7 protein-coding genes are annotated in these 7,012 nt (G+C 37.5%); 6 read left to right on the top strand and 1 reads right to left on the bottom strand.

All coding sequences use genetic code 11. The features are described 5' to 3' along the window. The first annotated feature begins 149 nt into the window (after positions 1–149). Positions 150–728, top strand: coding sequence for a DUF2911 domain-containing protein (locus ACOVO2_RS19615; RefSeq protein WP_421771606.1), 579 nt, complete (start codon positions 150–152; stop codon positions 726–728). Between the two features lie 95 nt (positions 729–823). On the opposite strand, the gene ACOVO2_RS19610 is transcribed toward ACOVO2_RS19615, so the two are convergent. Further along, positions 824–1,321 carry a DUF2237 family protein gene (locus ACOVO2_RS19610; RefSeq protein WP_421771605.1) on the bottom strand — a complete coding sequence of 166 codons (498 nt, stop codon included), beginning with the start codon at positions 1,319–1,321 and terminating at the stop codon, positions 824–826. Positions 1,322–1,412: 91 nt separating this feature from the next. Here ACOVO2_RS19610 and ACOVO2_RS19605 point away from each other — a divergent pair, with 91 nt between their 5' ends. The 5 genes from ACOVO2_RS19605 to ACOVO2_RS19585 all read left to right on the top strand — a co-directional run. Further along, positions 1,413–1,973, top strand: a complete 561-nt coding sequence (locus ACOVO2_RS19605; protein ID WP_421771604.1) for a DinB family protein — start codon at positions 1,413–1,415, stop codon at positions 1,971–1,973. Positions 1,974–2,424: 451 nt separating this feature from the next. Beyond that, positions 2,425–4,152 carry a 7TM diverse intracellular signaling domain-containing protein gene (locus tag ACOVO2_RS19600; RefSeq protein ID WP_421771603.1) on the top strand — a complete coding sequence of 576 codons (1,728 nt, stop codon included), beginning with the start codon at positions 2,425–2,427 and terminating at the stop codon, positions 4,150–4,152. Between the two features lie 147 nt (positions 4,153–4,299). Continuing rightward, positions 4,300–4,758 (top strand): hypothetical protein, encoded by a 459-nt coding sequence (locus ACOVO2_RS19595; RefSeq protein WP_421771602.1) that lies wholly within the window; start codon positions 4,300–4,302, stop codon positions 4,756–4,758. A 215-nt stretch (positions 4,759–4,973) separates the two neighbouring features. Then, positions 4,974–6,026 carry a hypothetical protein gene (locus ACOVO2_RS19590; protein ID WP_421771601.1) on the top strand — a complete coding sequence of 351 codons (1,053 nt, stop codon included), beginning with the start codon at positions 4,974–4,976 and terminating at the stop codon, positions 6,024–6,026. A gap of 252 nt (positions 6,027–6,278) precedes the next feature. Then, the coding region (locus ACOVO2_RS19585) for a hypothetical protein (RefSeq protein ID WP_421771600.1) at positions 6,279–7,012 on the top strand (734 nt) is incomplete at its 3' end.

The raw sequence follows: 7,012 nt of genomic DNA, 5'->3' as shown, positions 1-7,012 counted from the left end.
AAAAGTTATACACTCAATCGCAACTACGAAATTGAGCTTGATGTCACGATTCCTGCCGAGGGTTTTACTTGGTTGGTGTTGGAGTGAAAAGATGGTTTAGAAAACAAAATTGTTATATTTGTTAAATCAACATCTTATCAATCAAAACTATGAACAAAATAATTTTAATCGCTTGCGTTTTTGCTTTACTGACAATCGAAGCCAACGCTCAAAAAATGCGTGGAATCGATAAAAGTCCGATGGATATGGCGTATTATCCCGATAATTTTGCCCATGACCGCAAGTTTGCTCCGAAATTGATTGGCGATATGCCCGCCATTGTGCGTGTAACTTACAGCCGACCTGCCAAAAAAGAACGTGAGGTATTCGGAACTAAAATTGTGCCGTATGGAGAAGTTTGGCGTGTAGGTGCAAACGAATCGGCGGAAATAAAGTTTTATCAAGACGTAACGATTCAAGGCAAAAAAGTAAAAGCTGGCACATACTCGCTTTTTGCGATTCCAACGGCTACTGAATGGACAATTATTTTAAACAAAGACCTTGATTTTTGGGGAGCATATAGCTACAACAAAGACAACGACGTGCTACGTGTGAGCGTACCCACCAAGAAAACCGACGAGGTTATAGAAAACTTCTCGATTCAGTGCGTAAAAGGCAGCAACGATAAAGAAACAACCATGAAAATGGCTTGGGACACGACTTTGGTTGAAGTACCGATTTCGTTTTGATTATACATAAAACCGATATTTTACACAAAAATGCCCCAAAAGATAATCTTTGGGGCATTTTTTATTTTGTTTGTTTTGGCAAAAGACTCACTCAGTCACTGTTTTTCAGGATTACGCAACTGCTCAATCGTGACGAATTCGAGGGCTTTTTCGTGAGTTGCTTCTAAAATTACGGGTGGAGCTACGCCTGCTTCGTAGGCTTCTTTCCAACGAGCCGCACAAAGACACCATTTATCGCCTGCTTTCAACCCGGGAAAACCATAGGCTGGATAAGGCGTAATGAGGTCATTTCCACGAGCTTTTGAGTATTGCAAAAACTTATCAGTTACAATAGCCGCAACTACGTGAACGCCCGCATCAAGGTCGCCAGTTGAGCAAAAACCATCTCGATAAAAACCTGTAAGTGGAGATTTTCCTGCTATTTGTAGGTCGGTTCCGAGTACATTTTTTTCGCCTTTCTTTGTCATAATTTTGTTATTTTTAGTCTGTTTTACTGCGACCACTGGCCCACAACCCGCTTTCGATTGATTGACAGGAGCTTTATTTTGTGCAAAAACCGATACGCACAACAATACCAAGAATATGATTTTCATTAATACTGAGGGTCTGATTTACATTTAAAAAACCTATTTCGCAGGAAAATGTTTATTTTTGATAGACACAATCATAACTATTGGTTTATACATGAATATTTCACGCAAAAACGCTCTCAAATCAATTTTTGGGGCATTGATAACCTTACCTGTTTTCGGTAAGAAACAAGCAGAAAAAGATTTTTTAGCGTTTAAGAAAGAGTTTTCGGAGGCTTGGAGAAGTTCGCTTGATTATACGCTCAAGCTCTATAATCAGATGCCCGAAGAAAAGTTTGATTTTAGATATACACCCGAATCATTTTCATTTCGTACGCAATTTGTACATTGCCTTACATTCAATACGGCTCAGATTTGTGAGCGATTGAATATTCCGAATCCGCACGATGCTAAGGAAAAGAAAACTGGTTTTTGGAAGAATTTAACCAAAGCCGAACTCGAAACCGAAATCAAAGATTTTTATGCTTGGGTAGAAAAAACCTTGTTTGAAACCAAACCCGAAAAGCTCATGCAACTCGAAAGCTTTGCGGGTAGTAAAATTCCGATTTGGCGAATATTCTATGCCCTCGAAAACCATATCATTCATCATCGCGGGCAAGTTGTTTGCTATTTACGCCTCAATGACATAACACCAATTGGGTATATTGGTTGGTGAGTTTTTAATCAAATTTAGCAAGTGCATTTAGATAGTTTTACATAGTAATTTACTTTCATCATTTATTGTTAAGTACAGTGTAATCTAAGTTAGTATAATTTTTGATTTTGTTCCCTCCCCATCGGGGAGGACGGTCGGCCCTGCCGTTAGGGAGGGGTCAAAATAAACTGATTATCAATTACTTACAAACCCCACCCTTTCTTTCCCTCCCCGATGGGGAGGGAGGAACACGAAAAAATGTTGTACTTGCTTAAATTACAGTGTATTAAGTTTCTTTAAAATCAATTCATAACAGGCTAGCAGTTCAAAAACTATTTAACTAATACACAGTTTTATTACAGCAATAAATTATCATCTTAAGTAATCAACAAAAATCATGTAGCTTTTCTACACGTTTTTTATGATTTTCAAACTACAATGATTAGTATTGTAGCTTTAAAAATTTAATACTTTGAGAATAAAAATTTCGATACATTATAGATTTTTTATCTTATCAATTTTAGTTATTTTGAGTTTAACTGCTCAAGGCCAAAACATCATTAAACTTGATGAATCAGCGTCTATAAAATCAAAGGATTTTAGCATTTTACCCGATAAATCTTACACATTTCAGCAAATTCTTGCTGATAAAAGTCTGAAGTTCAAACATACCGATACACTTGCAATTGATGCAACCGACGCTTACTGGATAAAGCTAAAAGTTCATAATCCGTTTGCCTATTCCGAAAAATACATGGTTGAGTTTCTGCCAATGGCCGACAATACTTTGTATTATTTCAACAAAAATCAACAAAAATGGCTTAGTTACTCGAATGGCTTGATGGTCAATAATCGCCAACGAAATATTTGGCTGATGCCCTGCGTGCTACCAGCCAACGAAACCGTTGAATTATACATAAAGACTAACATCAAGGCATTCCGCAAAGCCTCAGCCCCTATTCAAGCTACGGTCTGGCTCGAAAAAGAGAGTTATATCACCGAAAATGAGCAATTCATTGCCCTCGCTACTTGGATTACGGTATTTGTGTTTGTATTCTTTTTGATATACAATGCCTATATTTTTTATGTTTTCCGAGATAAAACCTTCATTTATTATTTGATTGCTCAAATCGGAGGTATCATTTTTATATTAGCCGACCAGTTTTATTTCAATGTTTTACTGCCATTCCGCTTCTGCGTGGTAGATGCTCAGCCAAATGGTTTCGTGATGTTTCATGAAATCAACGGAGTCATGTTCGATATTGGTGTTTCCATGATTCTCTTTGGTTACGTGCAGATTACTCGTCTTTACTTCGACACCACAAATAACCTCCCAAAACAAGATTTAGTGCTAAAATATCTACCTTTTGGCTTTATTACCACAGTAGTTATTTCAAATGTCCTGCTATTCTCCGGAATTATAAAAGCTGGTAAATTACCCAATTTACTACCCAACTTTGTAATATTCAGCACGATAGTTTGTATTTTCTATGTGGCTATATTGAGTTTTAGAAGAAAGCACAAACTGGCTCGCTATTTTTTGGTGGCGAATGGCACTTCGATGTCAATTATTTTGGTAAGTAGTTTTCTATATTTATTTGTTGATGTGGTTCGTACGACCGACCATGCTATTTTTGCCAAAGTTGCCATTATTGCCCAAGCCTTATTCTTGGCTATTGCCTTGGTGCAACGTGTTTTATTGATTCGTGAAGAATTGAAACAAAAACAATTAGAAACGCAGGAATTGGTATTTCAGAATACGATGCAACAAGCACAGAACCAATATTTACAAGAAAAATTAGAAGCAAATCAGCGAGAGTTAGCCTCTAATACGCTCTATATTTCGCAAAAAAACGAATTACTTTTAGACCTCAAATCGAGCGTTCAACATCTGGGAGAAAACCTTCCTGATACTTCACAGAAAGTAATAAAAAACATCAAAGCTGTTATTCAAAACAACCTCCATTTAGAAAGCGATTGGGAGCGATTCCGCATTCATTTTGAGCAAGTACACCCCAATTTTTTCAAGCAATTACAAATCACTCACCCTACTCTAACCCAATACGAAATTAGGTTGTGTGCCTACTTTCACCTTAATCTTTCTACGAAAGAAATCGCCAATCTGCTGAATATCGACCCAGCCAGTGTACGCAAAGCCAAAATGCGTTTGAACAAAAAAATGCAAGTTCAAGAGAATTAAATAGCTGTTTTTGCACAAAATAGTCCTATGTCCACACTTTGTCCACGCTACATTTTAGGACAATACCCCATCTATGTCTTTGATTTGCAAGAGCAAGAAAGAAGCGTACCTTCTTAGCCCTTACTTATTATCAAACAAATAAAAGACATGAAAAAACTACTAATCATCTTTGCCATCTTATGCTCAGTCAGTGCTTTTGCTCAGAAGAACTACGTATGGAAACAATTCAATATCCAAATCACAGTTCCTGACGATTTTAGAATAAAGAAAAACACCGCCAAAGAATTTGAAATGAAAGGCGAAGGCATGGAACTTTCGATGCTGATTCACGAAGAAGATGTAGCCATCGAAGACCTCGACGATGCCGCCATAGCAGGAGCAAAAGCCATGAAACTACAAGAACTCGACGCTGCCCACCAAGTAAAAGTCAATGAGTTTGAAGGATTTTATGTAGAAGGTTTCAAAGACGGAAACCGAATTATGTTTGCGTGTTTGGGCAACCCCAATAGCCATACCAATTTCTTCATTGCGATAATCTTCGATGATGAAGACAAAACCGCCGAAGAAGATGCCCTTGATATTTTGAATAGTCTGGATGTATTGTAGTATAAAACGCTGTTATAAATATGAAGCTACGATTTGTATTTTCGCTACTGTTTTTTTGCACATTTCTTTTCTCGCATGATAGCTTTAGCAATTCGCCACGTAATCCCCCTCCACCTACTGGAACAGGTAGGCCTAGTTCAAGACCTGGTGCAAGACCCGGTGGTAGACCCGGTGGACGCCTAAGTGCAGATTTATATCACTCGCAAAAAAAACAAATGTATGACCTGGCTACCTTAAATCTCAAAAAGAATATCCAAAATAAGATAAGTAACGCAACGAATAGCCCTATCTCAATTGGTTTAGCAGATTTTGATGACTTTTCGGCCGTTGGTAAAACTTGGTTAAATTATCAAAATTTCACCGACTCTCTAATCATGAATATCGGCTCGGCCAACAATTCAACAGCACAAAATTGGGCCTTACCAGCAGATTTTATGACCTATTTTGAAGATGTAAGTCGTGGAGATTTTGTTGCAATTTCCAATGTACCAGCAGCCTTACGAGTGGCAGGTGCGAATAAAGTGATGCGGTCATCTTATTATGATGAAAACGACAGCCCAATGAATATTTATGACCATTATGAATTGGACGCTGATGGAGTCTTTCACATTGGTAGCAGTTTTGACTTGGAAACAGGAGGCGATGATAATTTTGATGAAACCGACTACGAAGTAGCCGATGTACCGCTTGATTTGAATGATGCTTTCACCAGTACCAACGAGGAAACATACTACATAAACAATCAAAAGTTATTTAAAGAAGTCCAGAGCGTGAATGTTGATGCTTTTGGGACAATCACCACGCCCACAGGTACATACAATTGTCTGCGAATGCTTTCGATTGTTCAGGAATATACAAGACCCGATGAGACAAGTAGTTATACTTTAGTTTCTACAACAAACTATATCAGTTTTCTGACCAAAACAGGCGAATATTTTACTGCAAAAGTTTCTGGCACAAGCGGGAATGTAACCATTAGTGAAATAGAATACAGAACTGTAGTACAAACTGCTTTACTTACCGAAACAGCAGATGTAAAACTCAATAACGATAGCAAAGGTGTGACCATCAATGTTGATAATGATACGGCTCATCCTTCGGCAATTTTGGATGTAAAAAGTTCAAATCAAGGAATTTTGATTCCGAGAATAGCCAAAGCCAATCGACCTGCTAACCCAGCAACCGGATTACTAATTTTTCAGATTGATGATACTCCTGGGTTTTATTACTTTGACGGAACGAGTTGGGTCAGATTGGCCACAAATTGAGAGGTCTTTAACTTGAGCATAAAAAAGTAATTTATGATGCAAATAGTTTTAATGTCGATTAATTTATCACTATGACTAAGAAAAATTATAAAAGTGGGTATTTATCTTAAAATTTAAGCGGGAAAATGGGTTGATTTTATCCTTAGGTATGTCCCATCAAAAGAGATGAAGACAAACAAACCACCGAAGATGATACCCTTGCGATTTTGAATAGTTTGGAAATATTATAATTTAGAAAATACTAATAATACGATGAAATTACATTTTATAACTTTAGTTACCTTTTATCTCATCTTAGGTTCAGTACAAAAAAGTTTTTGCGGAATCTCAGCTTGTACTGGTGGAGCTAACATGGTTAATGGAAGAATCTCAGCTGAAAGCCAATTACATCGCTCGAAAAAGCTTCAACTTTTTGATGTAAGTGCATTGAACTTACAAAATTCGGCAAAAAGTAATTCGGTCGTACAGAATAATACTGCTATCTCGATAACGCTTAATGATTTTGATACTTTTTCGGCAGTTGGTAAATCTTGGTTAGATTACAATAATCCAAATGCTTCTTTTTCGATGAATATTGGCACTGCCAACAATTCTACACCACAAACATGGTCACTACCTGCTAATTTTCTTAGCTATTTTGATGGTGCTGGTCGTGGAGATTTTATTGCGTTAGCGAGTGTGCCCTCAGCATTACAGGTGGCAGGAGCGAATAAAGTGATGCGAACGGCTTATTATGACGAAAACGACCGCCCAATGGATGTTTATGACCATTATAATTTTGCCGCTGATGGTGTCTATCATATCGGAAGTAGCTATGATTTGGAGATAGGAAGCGATGATACTTTTGATGAATCTGACTACGAAGTGGCCGATGTACCACTCGATTTGAATGATAATTTCAGTGGTACCAGCGAAGAAACAAACCATATAAACAATCAAAAAACACTTAAAAAAGTATTTACCGTAAATGTCGATGCTTTCGGAAC

Source organism: Emticicia sp., from assembly GCF_049241225.1.
In the GTDB taxonomy this organism is placed as follows: domain Bacteria; phylum Bacteroidota; class Bacteroidia; order Cytophagales; family Spirosomataceae; genus Emticicia.
Note: the sequence above shows the minus strand (reverse complement) of the source record. Positions and strands in the feature narration are given on the sequence as shown.

Excerpts from the sequence above, each read along its gene's own strand:
- ACOVO2_RS19605 (WP_421771604.1), top strand. The coding sequence starts at position 1,413 with ATGAATATTTCACGCAAAAACGCTCTCAAATCAATTTTTGGGGCATTG.
- ACOVO2_RS19615 (WP_421771606.1), top strand. The coding sequence starts at position 150 with ATGAACAAAATAATTTTAATCGCTTGCGTTTTTGCTTTACTGACAATC.
- ACOVO2_RS19590 (WP_421771601.1), top strand. The coding sequence starts at position 4,974 with ATGTATGACCTGGCTACCTTAAATCTCAAAAAGAATATCCAAAATAAG.
- ACOVO2_RS19610 (WP_421771605.1), bottom strand. The coding sequence starts at position 1,321 with ATGAAAATCATATTCTTGGTATTGTTGTGCGTATCGGTTTTTGCACAA.
- ACOVO2_RS19595 (WP_421771602.1), top strand. The coding sequence starts at position 4,300 with ATGAAAAAACTACTAATCATCTTTGCCATCTTATGCTCAGTCAGTGCT.